Origin of the sequence: Bradyrhizobium sp. CCBAU 51627, from assembly GCF_028128765.1 — a bacterium.
Lineage (GTDB): Bacteria > Pseudomonadota > Alphaproteobacteria > Rhizobiales > Xanthobacteraceae > Bradyrhizobium.
On sequence record NZ_LBJG01000004.1, the window covers coordinates 66127 to 88735 of the forward strand.

21 protein-coding genes are annotated in these 22609 nt (G+C 63.6%); 16 read left to right on the forward strand and 5 right to left on the reverse strand.

The genetic code is table 11. The features are described 5' to 3' along the window. The first annotated feature begins 84 nt into the window (after nucleotides 1-84). The 12 genes from XH88_RS02035 to XH88_RS02085 all read left to right on the forward strand — a co-directional run bounded on the left by XH88_RS02035 (nucleotide 85) and on the right by XH88_RS02085 (nucleotide 11941). Nucleotides 85-1440 carry a hypothetical protein gene (locus tag XH88_RS02035; protein WP_271613751.1) on the forward strand — a complete coding sequence of 452 codons (1356 nt, stop codon included), beginning with the start codon at nucleotides 85-87 and terminating at the stop codon, nucleotides 1438-1440. A 59-nt stretch (nucleotides 1441-1499) separates the two neighbouring features. After that, nucleotides 1500-2696: a methionine adenosyltransferase gene (gene metK / locus XH88_RS02040; RefSeq protein WP_271613777.1), complete on the forward strand. Its 1197-nt coding sequence runs from the start codon at nucleotides 1500-1502 to the stop codon at nucleotides 2694-2696. 120 nt (nucleotides 2697-2816) lie between these two features. Beyond that, nucleotides 2817-4238, forward strand: coding sequence for an adenosylhomocysteinase (gene ahcY, locus XH88_RS02045; RefSeq protein WP_271613752.1), 1422 nt, complete (start codon nucleotides 2817-2819; stop codon nucleotides 4236-4238). Between the two features lie 140 nt (nucleotides 4239-4378). Beyond that, nucleotides 4379-5626, forward strand: a complete 1248-nt coding sequence (locus XH88_RS02050) for a glycosyltransferase family 87 protein (RefSeq protein WP_271613753.1) — start codon at nucleotides 4379-4381, stop codon at nucleotides 5624-5626. A gap of 45 nt (nucleotides 5627-5671) precedes the next feature. Then, on the forward strand, nucleotides 5672-7144 hold the full coding sequence (locus XH88_RS02055; protein WP_271613754.1) for a flavin-containing monooxygenase: 1473 nt from the start codon (nucleotides 5672-5674) through the stop codon (nucleotides 7142-7144). Nucleotides 7145-7279: 135 nt separating this feature from the next. After that, the gene (locus XH88_RS02060) at nucleotides 7280-7942 is read left to right on the forward strand and encodes a ParA family protein (RefSeq protein ID WP_271613755.1); all 663 of its coding nucleotides are present in this window, start codon (nucleotides 7280-7282) and stop codon (nucleotides 7940-7942) included. Beyond that, complete coding sequence (locus tag XH88_RS02065; RefSeq protein ID WP_271613756.1) at nucleotides 7911-8450, forward strand: hypothetical protein; 540 nt, start codon at nucleotides 7911-7913, stop codon at nucleotides 8448-8450. The genes XH88_RS02060 and XH88_RS02065 overlap by 32 nt, the downstream gene beginning before the upstream one ends. After that, the gene (locus XH88_RS39165) at nucleotides 8438-8584 is read left to right on the forward strand and encodes a hypothetical protein (protein WP_442868404.1); all 147 of its coding nucleotides are present in this window, start codon (nucleotides 8438-8440) and stop codon (nucleotides 8582-8584) included. The genes XH88_RS02065 and XH88_RS39165 overlap by 13 nt, the downstream gene beginning before the upstream one ends. 151 nt (nucleotides 8585-8735) lie before the next feature. Then, entirely contained in the window at nucleotides 8736-8891 is a 156-nt protein-coding gene (locus XH88_RS02070; RefSeq protein WP_271613757.1) for a hypothetical protein, read from the forward strand. Nucleotides 8892-9030: 139 nt separating this feature from the next. Beyond that, nucleotides 9031-9960 carry an aspartyl/asparaginyl beta-hydroxylase domain-containing protein gene (locus XH88_RS02075; RefSeq protein WP_271613758.1) on the forward strand — a complete coding sequence of 310 codons (930 nt, stop codon included), beginning with the start codon at nucleotides 9031-9033 and terminating at the stop codon, nucleotides 9958-9960. 31 nt (nucleotides 9961-9991) lie between these two features. Next, nucleotides 9992-10450: a YybH family protein gene (locus tag XH88_RS02080; protein WP_271613759.1), complete on the forward strand. Its 459-nt coding sequence runs from the start codon at nucleotides 9992-9994 to the stop codon at nucleotides 10448-10450. Between the two features lie 150 nt (nucleotides 10451-10600). Beyond that, nucleotides 10601-11941: an MFS transporter gene (locus XH88_RS02085; protein ID WP_271613760.1), complete on the forward strand. Its 1341-nt coding sequence runs from the start codon at nucleotides 10601-10603 to the stop codon at nucleotides 11939-11941. 63 nt (nucleotides 11942-12004) lie between these two features. On the opposite strand, the gene XH88_RS02090 is transcribed toward XH88_RS02085, so the two are convergent. The 3 genes from XH88_RS02090 to galE all read right to left on the reverse strand — a co-directional run bounded on the left by XH88_RS02090 (nucleotide 12005) and on the right by galE (nucleotide 15677). Then, complete coding sequence (locus tag XH88_RS02090) at nucleotides 12005-12706, reverse strand: fumarylacetoacetate hydrolase family protein (RefSeq protein WP_271613761.1); 702 nt, start codon at nucleotides 12704-12706, stop codon at nucleotides 12005-12007. A 35-nt stretch (nucleotides 12707-12741) separates the two neighbouring features. Next, nucleotides 12742-14544 (reverse strand): ABC transporter ATP-binding protein, encoded by a 1803-nt coding sequence (locus XH88_RS02095; protein WP_271613762.1) that lies wholly within the window; start codon nucleotides 14542-14544, stop codon nucleotides 12742-12744. Nucleotides 14545-14663: 119 nt separating this feature from the next. Then, complete coding sequence (gene galE / locus XH88_RS02100) at nucleotides 14664-15677, reverse strand: UDP-glucose 4-epimerase GalE (protein ID WP_271613763.1); 1014 nt, start codon at nucleotides 15675-15677, stop codon at nucleotides 14664-14666. 126 nt (nucleotides 15678-15803) lie between these two features. On the opposite strand from galE, the gene XH88_RS02105 reads away from it, so the two are divergent. Next, nucleotides 15804-16841: a glycosyltransferase family 4 protein gene (locus XH88_RS02105; RefSeq protein WP_271613764.1), complete on the forward strand. Its 1038-nt coding sequence runs from the start codon at nucleotides 15804-15806 to the stop codon at nucleotides 16839-16841. Between the two features lie 172 nt (nucleotides 16842-17013). Here XH88_RS02105 and XH88_RS02110 read toward each other — a convergent pair whose 3' ends face one another. Further along, nucleotides 17014-17553, reverse strand: a complete 540-nt coding sequence (locus XH88_RS02110) for a D-glycero-alpha-D-manno-heptose-1,7-bisphosphate 7-phosphatase (RefSeq protein WP_271613765.1) — start codon at nucleotides 17551-17553, stop codon at nucleotides 17014-17016. Further along, nucleotides 17546-18610 (reverse strand): lipopolysaccharide heptosyltransferase II, encoded by a 1065-nt coding sequence (gene waaF, locus XH88_RS02115; protein WP_271613766.1) that lies wholly within the window; start codon nucleotides 18608-18610, stop codon nucleotides 17546-17548. Before waaF ends, XH88_RS02110 begins: the two co-directional genes overlap by 8 nt. A 162-nt stretch (nucleotides 18611-18772) precedes the next feature. Here waaF and rfaD point away from each other — a divergent pair, with 162 nt between their 5' ends. The 3 genes from rfaD to XH88_RS02130 are packed head-to-tail and all read left to right on the forward strand — an operon-like array spanning nucleotide 18773 to nucleotide 22530. Beyond that, the gene (gene rfaD / locus XH88_RS02120; RefSeq protein ID WP_271613767.1) at nucleotides 18773-19753 is read left to right on the forward strand and encodes an ADP-glyceromanno-heptose 6-epimerase; all 981 of its coding nucleotides are present in this window, start codon (nucleotides 18773-18775) and stop codon (nucleotides 19751-19753) included. 12 nt (nucleotides 19754-19765) lie between these two features. Further along, nucleotides 19766-21250: a D-glycero-beta-D-manno-heptose-7-phosphate kinase gene (gene rfaE1, locus XH88_RS02125; RefSeq protein WP_271613768.1), complete on the forward strand. Its 1485-nt coding sequence runs from the start codon at nucleotides 19766-19768 to the stop codon at nucleotides 21248-21250. Continuing rightward, on the forward strand, nucleotides 21247-22530 hold the full coding sequence (locus tag XH88_RS02130; protein WP_271613769.1) for an O-antigen ligase family protein: 1284 nt from the start codon (nucleotides 21247-21249) through the stop codon (nucleotides 22528-22530). Before rfaE1 ends, XH88_RS02130 begins: the two co-directional genes overlap by 4 nt. Nucleotides 22531-22609 lie beyond the last annotated feature (79 nt).

Below are 22609 nucleotides of genomic sequence, written 5' to 3' on the forward strand. Positions count from 1 at the left end.
GTAAAGCAGGCAATGGTATTCCATCGGTGGGCAGAATTTGTTAGGAGATAGGTCCCAATTTTCCTGCCCACCGCCGTCCCACATATGAAGAACGACGAAATCCTGAGCCAAATCACGGAGTTCTGCCGCAAGGCGGACATGGCGGAATCGACGTTTGGCCGGCGTGCGGTGAATGATGGGAAGCTCGTGCACCGCCTGCGCGAGGGCAAGCGGATCACCATCGATACGCTGGAGCGGATCCAGGCCTATATCGCGGCCTCGACGAGTGGAGGCTTGCCGCCGCCGCGCGGGCTTCAGGTGCCCCCAGAAAAGCGCGACCCACGTGGCAATTTCCGCTTCTTCGAGAACCGGCAGAAATATCTGCTGTTCGTCCACACCTGCAGCGAGAAGCGGGTGATCGCCGACCGTGTGGCGCTGGAGCTTTCCACCATCCATCCGCGCCCTCCGGCTTTGCGCATTTTCGACGCTGGCGTCGGCGACGGCACGGTGCTGGCGCGTGTGCTGCGCGCCACGCATCAGCGCTATCCGCACATGCCGTTCTATGTGGCCGGCAAGGAGCTCAGCCTTGAGGACTTGCGCCTGTCGCTGGAGAAGGTGCCGGACCGCATTTTCGAGCATCCGGCATCGGTTTTCGTCTTCACCAACATGTTCTACTCGGAGGCACCGTGGCTGACGCCGGCATCGCCGGCCGCGGCCGCCGCCACCGTTTGGCACGAGGTCCCGCTGCGGGGCGCCTCATCGGGTGAATTCGAGCAGCAGATCGCCGAGCTGCGGCCGTTCCTGGAGCAGAACTGGCGTGCCGCGATCAGCCCGCGTACGGCCATGCCGCTGTACGAGCGGCCGGTCGTGCTGGTGCTCTACCGCGAGGACCACCGGTTCCTGCTCGATTCGACCATCCCGCGGCCGGGCCAGACCGAGGCCAATTTCGACCTCGTTATCGCTTCCCAGCCATACCGGGCCCTGTCCTCGGTCAACTTCCGCGCCAAGCGGATCATTGCACCCCTGGCGCGGGCTTTGCGGCCAGGCGGTCGCCTGATCGGTATTCACTCCCATGGTCACGATCCCGGCATGGAAATGATCCAGGCGATCTGGCCCGGAGAAAATCCTTTCTCGGTGAGCCGTCATGAGCTACTGCGAGCCGTTAAGTACGAGCTCGGATCGTTGGGCCGCGACCTAAATTTTAATGCCTACGCGGATAACCGTTCGATCTTCAGGTATGATATGGAAGCGCTGCCCAACGAGGTGACGGGTACGATCGGAACCTCGACAGCCTTTGCAGCGTGGAATGCGGCGGTGTATGTCGCTCAGATTGAGGACGACCGGTTGACAGATATGACTCAAAACGGCCGCACTCTGGATGCCGCCAGGGAAGTGCTGCGAAAGTACAACGGGCTCTGGTTTCTCGATGAATCCTACGTCATCTCGCGCCGGCGTGATTGACATAATCCAACTGTAAACATCGCAAACGTCCGCCGGTAGCGGTGGAAAGGGGTTTCTTGATGCGCGCGTCCTATCTCTTCACCAGCGAGTCCGTGTCCGAAGGCCATCCGGACAAGGTCTGCGACCGGATCTCCGACGAAATCGTCGACCTGTTCTACCGCGAAGGGCCGAAAGCCGGCATCGACCCGTGGCAGATCCGCGCGGCCTGCGAGACCCTGGCGACCACCAACAAGGTGGTGATCGCCGGCGAGACCCGCGGTCCGAAATCGGTGACCAACGAGCAGATCGAAAGCGTCGTGCGCGAAGCGATCAAGGACATCGGCTACGAGCAGGAAGGCTTCCACTGGCAGAAGGCCGACATCGAGATCCTCCTGCACCCGCAGTCGGCCGACATCGCGCAGGGCGTCGATGCGCTGCAGCCGGGCGAGGTCAAGGAAGAAGGCGCGGGCGATCAGGGCATCATGTTCGGCTACGCCACCAACGAGACGCCCGACCTGATGCCGGCACCGATCTTCTACGCCCACAAGATCCTTCGCCTCATCTCCGAGGCCCGTCACTCCGGCAAGGAGAAGGTGCTGGGTCCGGACTCCAAGAGCCAGGTCACCGTGCAGTACGAGAACGGCAAGCCGGTCGGCGTGCGCGAGATCGTGGTGTCGCACCAACATCTGGTCGAGGATATCTCGTCCAAGCAGATCCGCGACATCGTCGAGCCCTACGTCCGCGAGGCGCTGCCGAAGGACTGGATCACGCCGAAGACGATCTGGCACATCAATCCGACCGGAAAGTTCTTCATCGGCGGTCCTGATGGCGACACTGGACTGACCGGCCGCAAGATCATCGTCGATACCTACGGCGGAGCGGCTCCGCATGGCGGCGGCGCGTTCTCCGGCAAGGATCCGACCAAGGTCGATCGCTCCGCGGCTTATGCTGCGCGCTACGTCGCCAAGAACATCGTGGCTGCCGGTCTTGCCGATCGCTGCACCTTGCAGCTCGCCTACGCCATCGGCGTGGCGCGGCCGCTCTCGATCTACATCGACACCCATGGCACCGGTAAGGTGTCCGAGGATCAGCTCGAAAAGGCGGCGGCGCAGGCGATGGACCTCACGCCCCGCGGCATCCGCAGCCATCTCGACCTCAACCGTCCGATCTACGCGCGGACCTCGGCCTACGGCCATTTCGGCCGCACGCCCGACAATGAGGGCGGTTTCTCCTGGGAGAAGACCGACCTCGTCGAGTCGCTCAAGCGCGCGCTCTAGTCTTGCGTCATTCCGGGGCGCCGCCGACGGCGGCCCACCGGAATCGCGAACCTCCGGATTCCGGGCTCGCTCGTTTCAAGAGCGCCCCGGAATGACGAGCCAAACAAACAGGAACCTCCAATGAACGCGAAGCCCGGCTTCACCGATTACATCGTCAAGGACATTTCGCTCGCCGATTTCGGCCGCAAGGAGCTCTCGCTCGCCGAGACCGAGATGCCCGGCCTGATGGCCACCCGCGAGGAGTTCGGCCCGAAGCAGCCGCTCAAGGGCGCGCGCATCGCCGGCTCCCTGCACATGACGATCCAGACCGGCGTGCTGATCGAGACGCTGGCAGCACTCGGCGCCGACATCCGCTGGGTCTCCTGCAACATCTATTCGACGCAGGACCACGCCGCCGCGGCGATCGCGGCCGCCGGCATTCCCGTGTTCGCCGTCAAGGGCGAGACGCTGAAGGATTACTGGGACTACACCGCCAAATTGTTCGACTGGCACGGCGGCGGTCACCCGAACATGATCCTCGACGACGGTGGTGATGCCACCATGTACGTCCATCTCGGACTGCGCGCCGAGAAGGGCGACACCGCGTTCCTGGACAAGCCGGGCTCGGAAGAAGAGGAAGTCTTCTTCGCGCTTCTGAAGAAGCAGCTCAAGGAGAAGCCGAAGGGCTACTTCGCCGCGATCGCCGAGAGCATCAAGGGCGTCTCCGAAGAGACCACCACGGGCGTGCATCGTCTCTATGACATGCAGAAGGCCGGCACGCTGCTGTGGCCTGCCATCAACGTCAACGACAGCGTCACCAAGTCGAAGTTCGACAACCTTTATGGTTGCCGTGAATCGCTGGTCGACGGCATCCGTCGCGGCACCGACGTCATGCTCTCGGGCAAGGTGGCGATGGTCGCGGGCTTCGGCGACGTCGGCAAGGGCTCGGCCGCCTCGCTGCGCCAGGCCGGCTGCCGCGTGATGGTGTCGGAAGTCGATCCGATCTGCGCGCTGCAGGCGGCGATGGAAGGCTACGAGGTCGTGACCATGGAAGACGCCGCGCCCCGCGCCGACATCTTCGTCACCGCGACCGGCAACAAGGACATCATCACGATCGAGCACATGCGCGCGATGAAGGATCGCGCCATCGTCTGCAACATCGGCCACTTTGACAACGAAATCCAGATCGCGGCGCTCCGCAATCTGAAGTGGACCAACATCAAGCCGCAGGTCGACGAGATCGAATTCCCCGACAAGCACCGCATCATCATGCTGTCGGAGGGCCGTCTCGTGAACCTCGGCAACGCGATGGGTCATCCGTCCTTCGTGATGTCGGCGTCCTTCACCAACCAGACGCTGGCGCAGATCGAGCTGTTCGCCAACAACAAGGACGGCAAGTACGAGAAGAAGGTCTACGTGCTGCCGAAGACGCTCGACGAGAAGGTTGCGCGCCTGCACCTCGCCAAGATCGGCGTCAAGCTCACCGAGCTGCGCAAGGATCAGGCCGACTATATCGGCGTCAAACAGGAAGGCCCGTACAAGTCGGATCACTATCGATACTGAGATTGGAAAGGCCCCTGAGCGATCAGGGGCCTTCTTTCTGTCGCACGGCCTTGACCGGCATTTAAGGGGTGCCGGTCGTTAACGAGGCCCTAACGGCCTTGTTGCATGCTCGGTTACCACCGCGAGCGGCCCGCCATCCCATGACATCTGTAGATCAGCCGGAAAGATTTCGAGCGCCGCAGCCGCAGGCCACTGGCACGGAGCTGTTCAATCCGAGCCGCCTGCGTCTTGTTGCGCGTTGCTGGATCGTGGTCGCGGCGATCGGCTATGTGATCAATCTGCTAGGTCGAACCCGCGTCGATCTCACGGATGGCATTCGCAGCCCGTTTGGCGATGACTTCATCAACTACTGGTCAGGAGCTTATCTGGCCCTGCATGGCCGTGCAGCCGAGGTCTACGACTTCGTCGCCTTTCACGACTTCGAGACCTCGGTGGTCGGGCCGCACATCGATTTTTACCACTATTCCTATCCACCTGTTCTTCTGCTGCTGACGGCACCGCTCGCGCTCGTTCCTTATGTCCCGGCGCTCTTCGCTTGGCTGGCGGCGACCTGGTATGGCTTCTATCGTGCCTTGAAGCTGGCGGCCGCCGATAATGCGTTGCTGCTCTCGCTCGCGGCGCCGGCAATGTTCATCAATGCGATCGGCGGACAAAATGGTGCACTGACGGCGGCCGTCATGGGTGGGGGACTGCTGCTGGTCGATCGCCGGCCCACGATTGCCGGAATTTTGTTCGGGCTGCTGGTCTACAAGCCGCACCTCGCACTGATGCTTCCTGTTGCGATGATCGCGGGCCGGCGTTGGCGCGTGGTCATAGCAGCCGGCGTCACGGCGGTCCTGCTCATCGCCGCCAGCGTGGTGGTCTTCGGTCCCGCCGTCTGGGCCGAGTACCAGCACAATGTCTCGGTGCTGCGCACGGTCATCCTCGAGGATGGCGCCGGCGTCTGGCACCGAATGGTTTCGGTCTTTGTGTCGGTTCGGCGCCTGGGGGGAGGCGTGGCATTGTCCTACGCAGTGCAGGGGCTGTTCGCGCTCGCGACAGCATTGGTCGTTGGCTGGAGCTGGTTGCGTAATGATCCGGTGCACATTCGCAATGCTCTCGTCGTTGTCGGTACCTGTCTCGCCACGCCCTATCTTCAGGACTACGACCTCGTGATTGGCGCATTTGCGGTCGTGTGGCTCAAGAACGCTCAGCCGCACTCGCAGGTCGCTGCCCACTGGTTCGATGCCGGCGCGGCAATGGTTCTGTTGTTGCCCATAGTGGCCGCCTCGCTTGCCAAATGGAGCGGGTTGGCCTTCGGGCCGCTGTTCTTCATCCCGCCGTTCATATTGCTCGGCGCGCTGGCGATGGAGCAGCGTCGAGCATATTCCTCCAGCGTGGCCCGTTGACTGGCCGCTGCAAGGATCGGACAATCCCGCTCGGGAGGAGATCCGATGAAGAGCGTTCTTCAAGAGGAATATTTCGACGTGCTCATCGTCGGTGCCGGCCTATCAGGCATCGGCGCGGGCTATCATCTTCAGACAAAGTGCCGCGGCAAAAGCTACGTCATCCTGGAGGGGCGCGACTGTATCGGCGGCACCTGGGACCTGTTCCGCTATCCCGGTATCCGCTCCGACAGCGACATGTTCACGCTCGGCTATTCCTTCAAGCCGTGGACCGATCCGAAGGCGATCGCGGACGGGCCGCAGATCCTGAACTATGTGCGCGAGACGGCAGCCGAGAATGGCGTCGACAAGCACATCCGCTTCCGCCACCGCGTCAAGCGCGCCGCGTGGTCGACGCCTGAGGAGCGCTGGACAGTAGAGGTCGAGCGCACGACCGGCGAGGGCATGACGGAACTCGTGCGCTTCACCTGCAATTTCCTGTTCATGTGCTCGGGCTATTACAAATACGAGGCGGGCTACACGCCGGAATTCAAGGGCGTCGCGGATTTCTCCGGCCGGATCGTGCATCCGCAGAAATGGACCGACGACATCGACTACGCGGGCAAGCGCATCGTCGTGATCGGCTCGGGCGCGACCGCGGTGACGCTGGTGCCGGAGCTTGCCAGGAAAGCGGCGCAGGTCACCATGCTACAACGCTCGCCGACCTACGTGGTGTCGCGTCCGGCGCAGGATCCCGTCGCCAACAGATTGCGCCGCAATCTGCCGGCGCGGCTGGCCTATCATTTGATCCGCTGGCGCAACGTGATGTGGGGGATGTTCTTCTTCCAGCAGAGCCGGCGGCGGCCCGACAAGGTGAAGAACCTCATCCTTGGCGGCGTGCGTATGGCACTCGGGCCTGATTACGACATCGCCACCCATTTCACGCCACGCTACAACCCCTGGGACCAGCGGCTCTGTCTCGTGCCGGACGGCGATCTGTTTAGGGCCATCCGCGAAAAGCGGGCCGCCGTCGTCACCAATGAGATCGACACCTTTACCCACGACGGCATCCGTTTGAAGGACGGCAGCGAGCTTGCGGCTGACATCATCGTGACGGCGACGGGCTTGGTGCTCCAGGTCGTCGGCGGTCTCGAGGTCAGCGTCGACGGCCGCGCCGTCGATTTCGCCGACACACTGACCTACAAGGGCATGATGTACGCCGACGTGCCGAACATGGCGTCGGCCTTCGGCTACACCAACGCGTCCTGGACGCTCAAATGCGACCTGACATGCGAGTATGTCTGCCGGCTCCTCAACTACATGGACCGGCACAATTTCCGCCAGTGCATGCCGCACAATGACGACCCTGATATCACCGCGCAGCCGTCGCTCGATTTCACCTCGGGCTATGTGCAGCGCTCGGTCGCAAAAATGCCGAAGCAGGGCTCGAAGCGGCCGTGGCGACTCTACCAGAACTATGCCCTCGACATCGTCTCCTTGCGCTTTGGCCGGATCGACGACGGCGTGATGCGGTATTCCTGATCTCCGTGTCTTGCCGGGGGAACCTACCGCTTCCTTGAGACAAATCGCGACTTGCGGTAGTCTTTTGTCGCACTTTGCAACTTAATTCCGACGGCATTCGAATTCCGCTTCGCTGGCATGGAGGGAGGGCAGGACATGTACGTCCTTGCTCTGGTTACGCAGAAGGGTGGCAGCGGCAAGAGCACGCTGGCCGTGGGGCTTGCCGTGGCCGCGATGAAGCACGCCGAACGGGTCGCTCTCGTCGAGGCGGACGCGCAAGGAACGGTCTCGAAATGGAAAAAGCGGCGAGAAGGTCGCTATCCGGTCGTCAATTGCGTCGCCGATCCCACCGGGATCGAGCCGGTGCTCGCGCGCCTCGAAGCGGATGGGACATGGCTTGCGATCATCGATACCCCCGCCACCAACAACAGCCTGTCGATGCAGGCGATCGCTAGAGCCGACCTATGTCTGATCCCGGCGCGTCCAAGCCCGGCGGATATCGAGGCTGCCATCCCGACGCTGATTGCCATTCGCAAGCTGAATCGTCGTTTTGCTTTCGTGCTCAATCAAACGCCGCCGCGTGGTGGCCGATTGAGCGAGGCCGCAACTTCGCTGAATTCGCTCGGTCTGCTGGCGCTTCCCTTCATCGCGCAGCGCAATGATCATCAGGATGCGCTCGGGGCGGGCTTGGGCGTGAGCGAGTTCGCTCCGACGGGAAAGGCTTCGGCCGAAATTGCCGTCCTGTGGAGTTGGGTCGCTCAGCATCTGGGCGTGGAGCCGATGGATCATGACCAAACCGCCGTCAAGATCGCCTGTTAACGACGCGCGCGCCAAGCGGCGTTCGCTCGTGGAGCTGACGGCGGCGGCAAGCCGGAGTGCCGAGGAACGCCTGCTGGGACTGCCCGTGAGCACGGTTGCGAGCCCCGGGAACGATGGACTGCAGGCCGAGCGAGCGGCGGCGCCGGCTTCGATCGGCGTGTCGGCCGTAGCCGAATTGGTGGAGGGGCGCGCGGAGGCTGAAAGAGTGGTGCCGCCGCCGGCGCAATTCCAACATTTCGATAACACGGTCGACATGTCGGTAGAGATTGCCAAAGATATGCAGGCCCGTCTTTTGGAAGACCTGAAGATCGGCATGCACGCCGCCTTGGATTACGCGAAGAACCTTGCGCGCATGCAGCGGCCAACCGACGAGGATGCGAGCGCGGCTGGCATAGCTGCGGCCGACGGCGACAAGCTGGATCCGTTTGGATCTGCGGCCGAGTGCCGCGCGGTCGTGCTCGAGCTGAGGTCAACGCGGGCGCAACCCTTGCCTATGTGCGGGAGGTAGGCCAGGCGAAAACCCTGTCTGAATTCGTCGAACTGGCGGGCTCTCATGCGCGAAAGCAGAGCGAGTTGGTCGTCAAGCAAACCGAAGTACTGACATCGCTTGCCCGGAAGATCGCCGGGTCTCATCGCGAATAGTTCGCGCGACAGGAGCACCGAACCTTCATATCGCTTCAGCCGTTCAAGGCCGGTGCTCACATGCCCAAGTCGCCTGAACAGTTAACGGCGAATTAACTGCGTGGTCCTAGCCTGTCACGGCCGGGGTTACTCGCAAAGCCGAGGTGGCCCAATGGAAGCCCAGAAGATTGCGGTCGACGCCGTCGTCGCGCTGACCGATTGCGACCGCGACGCCGTCACGGCCTTTATCCGCCGGCTGTATCTCGCTGGCGTCACCGATCCCAAGCGCCTGACGTTCAAGGGGCTTCAGGTCCTGTCGCGGACCTAATCCGGTTCGTTTCGGCCAGTTTGCCCCCCGATTCCTGGTTGGCTCTCCCGAGCGTGATTGCAACCCGCCGGTGAATACCTTGCCGCTGGGTTAAGGCCGGGTTACACGACAGCTGGCTGGGTCACTTGGGATTGGGGAAATGCTGAAACAGCTTTTTGCGCCGCAACTTGTCATTTTGTATGTGCTTGCGGCATCGACGATCTACGTTCACTTTCGGGGCAAGCAGCGGCTGCGCTTCGCGCGCCAGCTCGGCGACCACTCGACCTATCTCGCACCCTACAATGTGCTGATGTATGCGGGCTCGGCCGTGCCGAATAAGCCGGTCATCGCCGTCGAGCAGTTTCCGGAGCTGAAGCCGCTCAGCGAGAACTGGGAAACCATCCGCGACGAGGCCGTCCGCCTGTTCGACGAAGGTTTTATCCGCGCGGCTGCCAAGAACAACGACTGGGGCTTCTATTCGTTCTTCAAGAGCGGCTGGAAGCGCTTTTACCTGAAGTGGTACGACGACTTCCTGCCCTCGGCGAACACGCTCTGCCCGAAGACGGTGGAGCTGCTCAAGTCGATCCCGTCAGTGCACGGCGCGATGTTCGCAATGCTGCCGCCGGGCGGCAAGCTCGGTGCCCACCGCGATCCCTTCGCGGGCTCGCTGCGCTACCACCTCGGCCTGGTCACGCCGAATTCGAACAAGTGCCGCATCCTCGTTGACGGCGTGGAATGCGTCTGGCGCGACGGCGAGGCTTTCATGTTCGACGAGACCTTCATTCATAGCGCGGAGAATGCGACCGACGTCAATCGCATCATCCTGTTCTGCGACGTCGAGCGCCCGATGAAGTTCGGCTTCATGACCGCGATCAACCGCTGGGTCAGCCATCACATCGTCAAGGCGTCGGCAACCCAGAACGTCGATGGCGAGAATGTCGGCGTGCTCAACAAGGTGTTCGGCAAGCTCTACGAGGTCCATCTCGGCAGCCGCAAGGTCAAGGAGTGGAACCGCAACGTCTACTACACGCTGAAATATTCGCTGACGGCGTTGATCCTCGGTCTGATCGTGTTTTCGGCGCTGAAGTGATTGGCGGAGTTGCGACGTGTCTGGAGTGGCAATGACCTCGTTGCCGACCGCTGATAGCGAGACGGATCAATCTTTACGTCAGTGGCTTGAGACTTTTGCCGGCTATGTCCGCGAGGTCGATTACGCTTCGGCAAGGCCGCTCTTTCATCCTGATGTGCTCGCCTTCGGTACGCACAACGACGTCATTCCCGGCCTCGATCAATGGGTCTCGACCCAGTGGGACAACGTCTGGCCTAAGACGACTGATTTTCACTTTGTCCTTGAGCAGACTTCGATCCTGGCATCGTCTGACGGCACGATGGCGACCGTGATCGCGCCATGGACGAGCACGGGCTATCATCCTGATGGCAGCGCGTTCTCACGGCCGGGCCGTGCGACCATGGTGTTTGCCAGGAATGCCGATCGCTGGCTCTGCGTGCATTCGCACATGTCGCTCAATCGCGGTGTGCCGCAGGCGAGCCATGCCAATCGGCCGGTGAAGGCCTGGTAGAAATCCAGCCACGGCCGGCTTTGTCAGCCGACTAAAGTTTTAGCGTCTCGTTCCGGTCCAGCTGGAACCCTTGGAACCCAGCGCCGTTTGTTCCGCAACGATAACCGATGAAAACCCGCGAGCGGGGGGCCTGTCCGAGGGAGTATTCCCATGGCAACACTTGGCCTCGACTCCACCCAACTTACTGTATCCGAGCACCAGCGGCAGCTTCGCCGCGCCGTGATCGCCTCCACGATCGGGACAGCGATCGAATGGTATGACTTCTTTCTCTATAGCACCGTCACGGGTCTGGTGTTCGCGAAGCTGTTCTTTCCGAACTCCGATCCTTGGGTCGGCACGCTGGAGGCGTTTGCGATCTACGCGGTCGGCTTTGTCGCGCGCCCGATTGGCGCGGCGATCTTTGGCCACTTTGGCGACCGCATCGGACGCAAATCCACACTGATCGCGACGCTGCTCTTGATGGGGTTGGCGACCGCTGCGGTGGCGGTGGTGCCGACCTATGCGAGCATCGGAATCTGGGGCGCCGTAATTCTCACGGTGCTGCGATTTGTTCAGGGCGTCGGCGTCGGCGGCGAGTGGGGCGGCTCGGTTCTGATGTCGATGGAGTGGGCCCGCAACGACCAATCCCGAGGACTGATCGCATCCTGGCCGCAATTCGGCGTGCCTTGCGGCCTGTTCCTCGCCAATCTTGCCGTGCTGGCGTTCAGTCAGATGGCCGGCGATCAGTTCCTGGCGTGGGGCTGGCGCATTCCGTTCGCGCTCAGCATCATCCTGGTCGCTGTCGGCCTCTATATCCGGCTCGGCATTCTTGAAACGCCGGTGTTCTCGAAGCTTGTGGCTGAGCGTCAGGTCGACCGCACGCCGATGCTGACCGTGATCCGGGAATATCCGAAGGAGATTCTGCTGTCCGCCTTCGCGCGCATGTCGGAGCAGGCGCCGTTCTACATCTTCACCGCTTTCGTCTTCTCCTATGGCATCGGTACTCTGCACGTTTCGCGCGACTTCCTGCTCACAGCGGTGCTGTCGGCCTCGGTGCTGTCGTTTGTCTCGATTCCATTGTGCGGGCACATCTCCGATCAGATCGGACGCAAGAACATGTATATGCTTGGCGCTGCGGCGACGGGCATCTTCGGTTTTATCTACTTCGCGATGCTCAATACCGGATCGCCGACCATCATCTTCCTGGCCATCATCCTGTCGCTGATTCCGCACGACATGCAGTATGGGCCACAAGCGGCCTTGATCGCCGAGAGCTTCACCGGACGCCTGCGCTACAGCGGCTCCTCGCTCGGATATCAGCTCGCATCCGTGATTGCCGGCGGTCCCGCGCCGTTGATCGCCACCTGGCTGTTCGGCACATTCCATTCTGCGACCGCAATTGCGCTCTACATCGCGATTTGCGCAGTCATGACGCTGGTTGCGACGGCCATGATGACCGATTACACCGGCAAGGACATCAACGCGGTGGGTGCGCACGCGCGGCGGGTTTGAGACCGCAAAAAAGCCCCGGACGCGACGTCCGAGGCTTTGCTTTTCTGTGACTCGAGTTCAGCCTTATTCCGGCTGGCCGATGCTCACCTTCAGCGTGCCGACGCCGTCGACTCCGCATTCGAGCTTGTCGCCCACCTGGAGTTGCGATACGCCGGCCGGCGTGCCGGTCATGATGATGTCGCCGGCGGCGAGCTTCACCTGCTGCGAGAGCTGCCAGATGATCTCGGGCACGTTCCAGATCAGCTCGGCAAGGTCACCCTTCTGGGCTTCCTTGCCGTTGACCGTGAGCCAGATCTTGCCCCTTGAGGGGTGGCCGATCTTCGAAGCCGGCTGAATTGCGGAGCAGGGGGCGGAGCCGTCGAACGACTTGCCGATCTCCCAGGGACGCTCCTTCTTGCGCGAGGCGATCTGAAGGTCGCGGCGGGTGAGGTCGATGCCGACGGCGTAGCCGTAGACATGATCGAGCGCCTTGTCGGCGGGGATGTTGAGCCCCCCGCTCTTCATCGCGACGATCAGTTCGACCTCGTGATGCAGATCCTTGGTCAAGGGCGGATAGGGAATGGTGGCGCCATCGGGCACCAGCATGTCGGCATGCTTGGCGAAGAAGAACGGCGGAGCGCGTTCGTCATTGCCCATCTCGCGGATGTGCTCGAGGTAGTTGCGGCCGACGCACCAGATGCGGCGCACGGGATAGCGGCCGTTCTCGCCGACGACTGGAAGCGAAGGCTGCGGCGGAAGCGGAATGACGTAGGAGGCGGCGTTCATGAAGCGGTCTCGCTGCTCTTGAGGTGGAACGAACTCTATGCGGTTGCGCTGATCGGCGCCAGAGCGCCGGCATCGTGATGTTGCAGACGGAAGAACGAGGCATAGCGTCCACCGCGGCGGAGCAGCTCGTCGTGGCGGCCCTGCTCGACGATCTCGCCACCCTCGACCACCAGGATGCTGTCGGCGTGCATGATAGTGTGCAAGCGATGCGCGATCACGATGGTGGTGCGGTTCTGGCAGAGATGCTCGATCGCCTCCTGCACCTGCCGCTCGGACTCGGAATCGAGCGCCGCGGTGGCTTCGTCCAACAGGATGATCGGCGCGTTCTTGATCAGCGCGCGGGCGACCGCGATGCGCTGGCGCTGCCCGCCGGAGAGCTGGGTACCATGTTCGCCGACCGGCGTGTCGTAGCCGAGCGGGAAGCCCATGATGAAATCATGCGCGCAGGCGGCCTTCGCGGCTTCGATGATCTCGTTCTCGCTGGCGCCCGGCTTGCCGAAGGCGATGTTGTTGCGGATGGTGTCGCGGAACAGATAGACGTCCTGGCCGACATAGGCGGTCTGCGCGCGCAGCGACTTGCGCGAGACCGCGCCGATCGACTGGCCGTCGATCACGATGTCGCCTTGCGTCACCTCGTAGAACCGCAGCAGGAGCGCCAGCACGGTCGACTTGCCGCCGCCGGAGGGGCCGACCAGCGCGGTGACCTTGCCGGGCTCGGCGACGAAGCTCATCCGGTTGAGCACGGTCTCATTGGCGCGATAGGAGAAGCTGACATCGCGCAGCCCGATGCGGGCATCGGTGAGCCTCAGTGCCGGCTTGTCATCATCGGAATGCTCGCTCGCCGGGCTGTCGATGATCTCGAGCAGCATGCGGGCACCGACCAGCTGGCTGTTCAAATCGATGTTGAGCCGCGCCAGCCGCTTGGCAGGCTCGGTCGCCATCAGGAACGCGGTCATGAAGGAGAAGAACGCACCCGGCGTGGCGTTGAGCGCGACTACGGCATAGCCGCCATACATCAGGCAGCCGGCGACGGCGAAGCCGCCGAGCATTTCCATCAGCGGATTGGACCGGTTTGCGACGCGGGCCATCTTGTTCGCGTTGCGCTCGACGATCGCGATGTTCTCGTCGATGCGCTTCTGCATGGTCTCTTCGAGCGTGAACGCCTTGACCGTGCGGATGCCTTGCAGCGATTCCTGCATGGTCTCCATGATGTCGGCGGTGCCGGTGAACTGGTTGTAGGCGAGTCCCTTGATGCGCTTGACTAGCTTGCGGAGCACCAGCATCGCCGGCGGCACCGCGACGAGGCCGATGAATGACATCAGCGGGTCCTGCCACACCATTACGCCGATCATGGCGAGCAGCATCAACAGATCGCGCCCGATCGCGTTGACGAGCATGTTGAGCACGTCGGTGATCGATTTGGCGCCCGCTGTGAGCCGCGCCAGGAATTCCGATGAATGCCGCTCGGAGAAGAAGCCGACGCTCTCGCGCATCAGTTTTGCGAACAGCTGGCGCTGGTTGGTGGCGAGGATGGCGTTACTGATCTTGGTCAGGATCACCATGTGGCCATAGGTTGCCACGCCCTTGATGAAGAGCAGGACCACCGTGATGGCCGAGAACATCGCGATGCCCGGGATGTTCTTGTCGACATAGGCCTGGTTGATGACCTGGCCGAGCACGTAGGTCGCGCCTGCGGTGGCGCCCGCGGCAGCCGCCATCAGGGCAAAGGCAACGAGGTAGCGCCGCCAGTAGACGACCCCCTGCTCCATGACCAGGCGGCGAATGAGGACCATCGCCGCATAGGGATCGTCGGTGATTTTCTTTGGAAACTGGGCCATCCGGTGTCCATTGACGGCCAAGGCGAAAAGCCTGCCCGCGCGTCAGGGATCGAAGGGCCTCTGTGCCCGCTAAAGCTGCGCTTTTCAAGCCCAATTAAGGGCTTGCGCCGGGTCGGATTTTAGGCCGAGACGGCGTGGCGGAGCTCGCCGTGGCGCTCGCGGAACAGCTTGTCCTCCCAGGCCAGGGCGTGCGCCGCGATGGTCTCGAGATCCTCGTATTGGGGCCTCCAATCGAGCAGGCTGCGGATGCGGCTGGTATCGGCGACCATGGTCATGATGTCGCCGGGCCGGCGCGGGGCGTATTGCACGGCGAAGCTGCGGCCCGAAACCCGGCGCACCGCGTCGATGGTTTCGAGCACCGAATAGCCGCGGCCATAGCCGCAGTTCAGCGTGGTCGAGGCGCCGCCATTGCGCAGGTAAGCAAGCGCGGAGCGATGCGCCTGCGAGAGGTCGGTGACGTGGATGAAGTCGCGAATGCAGCTTCCGTCCGGGGTCGGATAGTCGGTGCCGAACACGTCGATCTTGGCGCGCTGGCCGGTCGCGGCCTCGACCGCGATCTTGAGCAGATGGGTGGCGCCGACGGTGGCAAGCCCGATGCGCGCCTGCGGATCGGCGCCGGCGACGTTGAAATAGCGCAAGGTCACGTACTGCATGCCGTAGGCGCTGGCGACGTCGTGCAGCATGATCTCGGTCATCAGCTTCGACGAGCCGTAGGGCGACAGCGGCCGCGTCGGCGCATGCTCGGGCACCGGCACCTGGTCCGGATTGCCGTAGACGGCGGCGGTCGAGGAAAAGATGAAGCGGCCGATGCCACGCTTCACCGCGACGTTGAGCAAATTGCGCGCGGTGCCGAAATTGTTGCGGTAGTAGCCGAGCGGATCGCGCATCGAATCCGGCACGACCACTGAGCCCGCGAAATGGATGATGCTCTCGACGTCGTGCTGGGCGATCACGCCTTCGAGCAGGTTTTCGTCGCCGGCATCGCCAATGAACAGCGGTACGCCCTCGGGCAGATAGGCGGAGAAACCGGTGGAGAGATCGTCGATCACGACGACGTCCTCGCCGGCTTCGGCCAGCGCGAGGACCGTGTGACTTCCGATATAGCCGGCGCCGCCGGTGACTAGCACAGTCATGATCTCACCCGTCTTCGATCAACGCGCCAAGCTAGCGTCTGCGTGGTGAAGAGGGGGTATCGGCAGTCCTGAACTGGCCACTATGCTTAATGTTGCGTATAGGGGGAACACCAAACGGAGCATGACGTGGTCGATTCCCCCGGCGATCTGCAAGTGATCGTGCCAAATCTGCACAGGCGCTATTCCGGGGTCACCGCGACCAACCGGATGGTGGCGCCGCGGCTGGCAAAGCTGTACCGCGCAGGCTGGCTCGGCTCGGACGCGCCGGAGGGGATCGGACGGCTCCGCCTCGCCGACCTCTTGAAACTATGGCGGCGCGAGCGGCCGCTGATCTGGCATGCGCGCCGCAACAACGAGATGATCGCGGGTGTCGTGCTGCGCGCGCTCGACTGGCCGCTCAAGCTGGTCTTCACCTCGGCGGCGCAGCGGCATCACAGCTGGATCACGCGCTGGCTGATCCGGCAGATGGACGCGATCATCGCGACCTCGGAGATTTCCGGCTCGTTCCTGAAAGTGAAAGCGACGGTGATCCCGCACGGCGTCGACACCGACGTCTACGCGCCGCCGGTCGATCGCGCCGCTGCGTTCGCCGAGAGCGGCTTGCCGGGGCGCTACGCCATCGGCTGTTTCGGCCGCGTGCGCGCGCAGAAGGGCACCGACATATTCGTCGATGCGATGTGCCGGCTGCTGCCGCGCTATCCTGACTTCACCGCCGTGATCGTCGGACAGGTCACGGCCGAGCAGATGCCCTTTGCGAATGAGCTGAGGAAACGCATCGAGGCAGCGGGCCTGCAATCGCGCATCGTCATCACCGGCGAGCTGCCGATCGAAGCGGTGCAGCGCTGGTATCAGCGGCTGACGATCTACGCCTTCACCTCGCGCAACGAAGGCTTTGGCCTCACGCTGATCGAGGCGATGGCATCAGGCAGCGCGCTCGTCGCCGCGCGCGCCGGAGCTGCCGAACTCGTGGTCGAGGACGGCGTGAGCGGGGTACTGATCCCGACCGACAATGCCGATGCGCTGGTGGCGGCCGTCGAGCCGCTGATGCGCGATGTGGCTGCCGCGACGGCGATGGGCGAGCGGGGACGGGCGCGGGTGCTGGCGAAGTTCAGTCTCGATGCTGAAGCAGCCCGGATCGGCGAGGTCTATCGGCCGCTACTTTGAGCGGGCCTTGTCACGACCACAGACAAAAAGCCGAAAACAACCCCATGCACAGTAGCCGGCCGCAACAAAATCAACGGATTGCCCGGTGCGTGCGATGCAGATGCTGATTTTGCGAATTTCGTTTGCTTCGTCGGGCAAAACAGGGGTAGATTGGCATCATCCGAAGATGCGATCAGGATACATTCCTCGGCCTGATCTGCGCCAGCACCCCGCTCACGAACGCATCGAGGTCGCCGCCCGGAAAGAGAAAGCCCGGCAGTCCGAGCGCCTTGCCCGCTTCGATGTCGCGGGCCTGATCTCCGATCACGAAGCTGCCGTCGAGTTGCACCGGCCAGTGCCGGACGAGATCGCGCAGCATGCCGGGCGCAGGCTTGCGCCAATCGTGCTCCCCGATGTAGCCGGCGACAGTTCCTTGCGGATGATGCGGACAGAAGCGGATGTCGTCGATCTGCGCGCCGTCGCGGGCGAGCTCGTCGCGCATCCAGCCGTGCAGATTGTTCACATCGTCTTCGGTGAACAAGCCGCGCGCCACGCCGGACTGGTTGGTGAATACGAACACCCAATAGCCCGCCTCGTTGAGACGGCGAATGGCCTTGGCGACGTTGGGCATCCAGCGGATGCGGTCTTTCGTGCCGATATAGGCATCGTCATGATTGATGACGCCGTCGCGATCGAGGAAGGCGGCGGGCTTGGCGGCGCGGCTGTCAGACATTGGCCTGCGTCCTGGTCAGCACGTCCCTTGCGATCTCGACGACGTCCTGCGCCGCGATGTCCCGCATGCAGCGATGGTCGTTGATCTTGCAGATCGTGCTCTGGCACGGCTGGCAGGCGAGCACGCTCTTGGTCTGGACCAGGGTCGCTGCGAGGCCGTTGAGGGGCGCCCAGAGATAGGGGCTGGTCGGGCCGAAGATGCCCATGGTGGGGGTGCCGAGCGCGGCTGCGATGTGCATCAGTCCTGAATCGTTGGAGATGGCGACGCCAGCCGCCGCCATGGCGAGGACGCCGTTGCGCAAGTCGGTGCCGGTGAGATCCCGCACTCCGGGGCCGCCGGCGGCAACGATCTCCTGGGCGAGCCCCTTTTCGGCGGGCCCTCCGACCACCCAGACATCGAGGCCGCGCTCGACCAGCAGCCGAGCGGCCTCCGGGTAATAGGTCCAGCGTTTCGACACCCCGACGGATCCGGGCGCGAGCGCGACGGCGGCGCGGGCGCCGAGGCCATTGGCCTCGCGCCAGCGGGCGATCTCCTCGGCGGGGACGCGCAATTGCGGCACAGGCCATTCCGGAGGCAGCGGGGCGCCGTCAGGCTGGGCCAGGGCGGCGTTCTTGTCGATGAAACGGGGCAGTTTCTTCTCGCCCCAGCGCCAGCGATTGAGCAGGCCGAACCGGAACTCGCCGACGAAGCCGACCCTTTCAGGGATGCCGGCCAGCGCGGGCGCGATGGCCGCCTTCCAGGTCCGAGGCAGCACCAGGGCCGTGCCGTAGTTCCGCTCCCGCAGCAGCTTCGCCAGGCCGAGCTGCCGGCCCACGGCGAGGCGGCCGCGGGGCAGGTCCCAGACGATGCCCTCCCGCACGCCGGGCATGTAATCGACCAGCGGGGCGCAGAGGGGCGTGGTCAGGAGATCGACCGGCCGATTCGGCCAGCGCTGCTTCAGGACCCGAACGACGGTGTGATTCCGGACGAAATCCCCGATCCACATATAGGGGACGATCAGGATCGGGCGTGTGTCGCTCCGGTCCTCACTCCCGCCAAATTGCGAATCTTGGTTCATTCGTTAATAGGGCCGCAAACGCTCTGATGAGGCGGTTCGGTTAGCCGCTCCGGAGCGGCAGGACAAGCCGGGCAGCGGCGGCGGTCCCAAAATGCTTACACTTTGGCGGACGATGCGCTACGGCAGGGATCGGGCCACAGAAACTCAGGCAGGGTCGTTGGAATGTTGCTGGTGACCGGTGGGACCGGTTTTATCGGATCGAATGTCGTCGCCGCGCTCAACGAGGCCGGCCGCAGCGATGTCGTGGTCTGCGACACGCTCGGCAGCGAGGGCAAATGGCGCAACGTCGCCAAGCGGCAGCTTATGGATATCGTGCCCCCGGCCGAGCTGACGGACTGGCTGAAGGGCCGCAAGCTCGATGCGGTGATCCATCTCGGGGCGATCTCCGAGACCACGGCGACCGATGGCGACCTCGTGATCGAGACCAATTTCCGCTTCTCGATGCGCCTGCTCGACTGGTGCACGGCGGGCGCCGTGCCGCTGATCTACGCCTCCTCGGCTGCGACCTATGGCGACGGCGCGGAAGGTTTTGACGACGACGCCTCGCTGCCGGCGTTGAAGAGGCTGCGGCCGATGAATCTCTACGGCTGGAGCAAGCAGCTGTTCGATCTTGCCGTCGCCGGTCGCGTCGCGAACGGCGACCCGCTCCCGCCGCAATGGGCCGGCCTGAAATTCTTCAACGTGTTCGGGCCCAACGAATACCACAAGGGCGCGATGATGAGCGTGCTGGCGCGCCGCTTCGACGACGTCAAGGCGGGCCGCGTCGTGCAGCTGTTCAAGTCGCACCGCGACGGCATCGCCGACGGCGACCAGCGGCGCGATTTCATCTATGTCAACGACGTCGTGCGCGTGATCCTGTGGCTGCTGGCGACTCCATCGGTGTCCGGCCTGTTCAATGTCGGCACCGGCAAGGCGCGCAGCTTCCGCGAGTTGATGCTGGCCGCCTATGCCGCGCTCGGCACCCGCCCCAACATCGAATATGTCGACATGCCCGAGCAGATCCGCGGCAGCTATCAATATTTCACCGAGAGCAAGGTCGATCGTCTCCACCGCGCCGGCTATAACGGCGGCTTCACGACGCTCGAGGACGCAGTGAAGGCCTATGTCGGGGATTATCTCGACCGGTCCGACCGTTTCCGCTGAGGCCCATCACCAATGCCGACGCCCATTCTCGATTTCGATGCCCTCGCGCAAACGATATCCGACCGTACGGTGCTCTGCATCGGCGATATCATGCTGGACGAGTTCGTCTATGGCGAGGTGTCGCGGATTTCGCCGGAAGCGCCGACGCCTGTTATCGCGGCCCAGCGCAGCGAGATCCATATCGGCGGTGCGGGCAACGTCGCGCGCAACATCGCCTCGCTGGGCGCACGCTGTATCTTTGTCGGTCTCGTCGGCGAAGACGATGCGGGAGCGCGGCTCAAGGCTGCGCTGTCGGGATATGCCGGCATCGAGAGCGCGCTGGTGTGCGATCCGTCGCGCCCCACAACGCGAAAGGTACGCTTCGTCTCCGAGCATTTCTCCACGCATATGCTGCGCGCGGATTGGGAGCAGGCGGTCGCAGCCTCCGAGGAGGTCGAGACGAAGCTGATCGAGGCGATCCTGCCGCAGATCGCGCGCGCCGATATCGTGCTGCTGTCCGACTATGCCAAGGGCGTGCTGACGGCGCGCGTGATCCGCCACACCATCGATGCCGCACGAGCGGCCCGCAAGCCCGTGATCGTCGATCCCAAGAGCCTGAACTGGGCGATCTATCGCGGCGCGACGCTGCTGACGCCCAATCGCAAGGAATTTGCGGAAGCCACGCGCAGCCGCGCCGACACGCCGCAAAGCATCGTCGATGCCAGCGAGGACGTGATGCGGCTCGCCGATTGCGAGGCGATCCTGGTCACGCAGGGCGAGCACGGCATGACGCTGGTGCCGCGCAAGGGCGAGGCCGTCCATGTGCCGGCTTTCCCGGTGAAGGTGCGTGACGTCTCCGGTGCCGGCGACACGGTCGCTGCGGCGCTCGCAGTGTCGCGCGCCGCGGCCGCGGACTGGGACACGGCCTTGCGCATCGCGAGCGCGGCGGCCGCTGTCGCCGTCGGCAAGCAGGGCACCGCCAGCGTGAGCGCCGCCGAGCTGCGCCGAAAGATCCTGCCGCACGCGACGCTCGCGGCCGAGGAGAAGGTCGTGAGCGCGCCCGAGGTGCTCGATGCCAAGCTCGCCGAATGGAAACAGGAGGGGCTGCGCGTCGGTTTCACCAATGGCTGCTTCGACATCCTGCATCCCGGCCACGTCAAGGTGCTGACCGCGGCGCGCGCCGCTTGCGACCGCCTGATCGTCGGTCTCAACAGCGATGCCTCGGTACGCCGGTTGAAGGGCGCGGATCGTCCGGTGCAGGACGAGCGCGCGCGCGCCGAAGTGCTGGCGGCGCTCGAAGCCGTCGATCTCGTCGTCATCTTCGAGGAGGATACGCCGATCGACCTGATCACGCGCATCACGCCGAGCGTATTGGTGAAGGGCGGCGACTATACCCGCGAGCAGGTGGTCGGCCACGAGGTCGTCGAGGCCGCGGGCGGGGTGGTCGTGCTGGTCGACATCCTCAAGGGCTTCAGTACCACGGCGCTGGTCCATCGCGCGCGCGGAGGAACGACGTGACGACGTTTGCGCAGGAGACGACCACCCAGATGCTGTGGCGGCGTTTCCGCAGCCCGGTGGCCTGGGCCGAGGCGGTCGATCTGTTCGCGATCCTCACGGTGGCTGCGCTGCCATGGTCGACCTCGCTCACGGCGATCTTCAACGTCGCCTTCCTGCTCTGCATGGTGCCGTTCCTCGACACCAGGGCATTCCTGCAATCGCTGACACGTCCGATCTGTGCGGCACCGATCGCGCTGTTCCTGCTCGCACTGGTGGGAACGCTGTGGTCGGATGCCGCCTGGGGCGCGCGCCTCTATGCCGTCGGTCCGACTGTCAAGCTGCTCGTACTGCCGGTTCTGCTCTACCATTTCGAGCGCTCGCCGCGGGGGCACTGGATGTTCATCGCCTTCCTGGTGTCCTGCGCGCTGCTGTCGGTGATGTCCTGGCTGGTCGCATTCCATCCCGAGCTGACGCTCAAGCCCGATCAGGCCGAGCGCGGCATCTTCGTCAAGAATTACATCGACCAGAGCCAGGAATTCGCGCTCTGCGCGGTCGCGCTCGGTTATCCGATCGTGCTGCTGCTGCGCCAGAAGCGCTATTGGCTGGCCGGACTGTTGACGGTGCTGGCGCTGAGCTTCTTCGTCAACATGGTCTTCGTGGTGGTATCGCGCACCGCGCTGGTCACGGTTCCGATCATGTTCGGCGTGTTCGCACTGCTTCACTTGAGATGGCGCAGCATCGTGATCATCGCCGCCGTCCTGCTCGCGGGCGCTGCGATTGCCTGGCAGGCCTCGCCGCAGTTGCGCAAGACCGCCGATTCCTTCGTCAGCGATTACACCCGCTACAAGGAGAAGGGCGAACCGACCTCGCTTGGGTTGCGGCTCGAGTTCTGGCGGAAGTCGCTCGGGTTCTTCGCGGAGGCGCCGATCAGGGGGCACGGCACCGGCTCGACGCGCGGCCTGTTCGAGCAGGCGAAGACCGGAAGCGGCTATCAAGCCTCGGCCGAGGTGATCGGCAATCCGCATAACCAGACGCTCAATATCGCCGTGCAATGGGGCGTCATCGGCATCGCCGTTCTCTTCGCGATCTGGAGCCTGCATCTGCTGCTGTTTCGTGGCGACGGGCTGGCCTACTGGATTGGCCTCCTGGTTGTGGTCCAGAACATTTTTACCTCGCTGTTCAACTCCCATCTGTTCGATTTTCACGAAGGCTGGATGTATGTCCTTGGCGTCGGGGTTGCCGGCGGCATGGTGATCCGGGCGCAACGGGAGGCGGCGAAGCTGGGGGAGGCCGGTTCCTGAGCGGTCACGCGGCCGGCAAGATCTGACTGGCAAGTCTTGTTGCTAGTAAGTCCTGTCGAGATGGGCTATCAGCGCGGTC

Coding starts and splice junctions, on each gene's coding strand:
- XH88_RS02080 (WP_271613759.1), top strand. CDS start 9,992: ATGACCTCGTTGCCGACCGCTGATAGCGAGACGGATCAATCTTTACGT.
- XH88_RS02110 (WP_271613765.1), bottom strand. CDS start 17,553: ATGTCTGACAGCCGCGCCGCCAAGCCCGCCGCCTTCCTCGATCGCGAC.
- galE (WP_271613763.1), bottom strand. CDS start 15,677: ATGACTGTGCTAGTCACCGGCGGCGCCGGCTATATCGGAAGTCACACG.
- rfaE1 (WP_271613768.1), top strand. CDS start 19,766: ATGCCGACGCCCATTCTCGATTTCGATGCCCTCGCGCAAACGATATCC.
- XH88_RS02060 (WP_271613755.1), top strand. CDS start 7,280: ATGTACGTCCTTGCTCTGGTTACGCAGAAGGGTGGCAGCGGCAAGAGC.
- XH88_RS02035 (WP_271613751.1), top strand. CDS start 85: ATGAAGAACGACGAAATCCTGAGCCAAATCACGGAGTTCTGCCGCAAG.
- XH88_RS02070 (WP_271613757.1), top strand. CDS start 8,736: ATGGAAGCCCAGAAGATTGCGGTCGACGCCGTCGTCGCGCTGACCGAT.
- ahcY (WP_271613752.1), top strand. CDS start 2,817: ATGAACGCGAAGCCCGGCTTCACCGATTACATCGTCAAGGACATTTCG.
- waaF (WP_271613766.1), bottom strand. CDS start 18,610: ATGAACCAAGATTCGCAATTTGGCGGGAGTGAGGACCGGAGCGACACA.
- rfaD (WP_271613767.1), top strand. CDS start 18,773: ATGTTGCTGGTGACCGGTGGGACCGGTTTTATCGGATCGAATGTCGTC.
- metK (WP_271613777.1), top strand. CDS start 1,500: ATGCGCGCGTCCTATCTCTTCACCAGCGAGTCCGTGTCCGAAGGCCAT.
- XH88_RS02050 (WP_271613753.1), top strand. CDS start 4,379: ATGACATCTGTAGATCAGCCGGAAAGATTTCGAGCGCCGCAGCCGCAG.
- XH88_RS02055 (WP_271613754.1), top strand. CDS start 5,672: ATGAAGAGCGTTCTTCAAGAGGAATATTTCGACGTGCTCATCGTCGGT.
- XH88_RS02085 (WP_271613760.1), top strand. CDS start 10,601: ATGGCAACACTTGGCCTCGACTCCACCCAACTTACTGTATCCGAGCAC.
- XH88_RS02075 (WP_271613758.1), top strand. CDS start 9,031: ATGCTGAAACAGCTTTTTGCGCCGCAACTTGTCATTTTGTATGTGCTT.
- XH88_RS02095 (WP_271613762.1), bottom strand. CDS start 14,544: ATGGCCCAGTTTCCAAAGAAAATCACCGACGATCCCTATGCGGCGATG.
- XH88_RS02065 (WP_271613756.1), top strand. CDS start 7,911: ATGACCAAACCGCCGTCAAGATCGCCTGTTAACGACGCGCGCGCCAAG.
- XH88_RS02090 (WP_271613761.1), bottom strand. CDS start 12,706: ATGAACGCCGCCTCCTACGTCATTCCGCTTCCGCCGCAGCCTTCGCTT.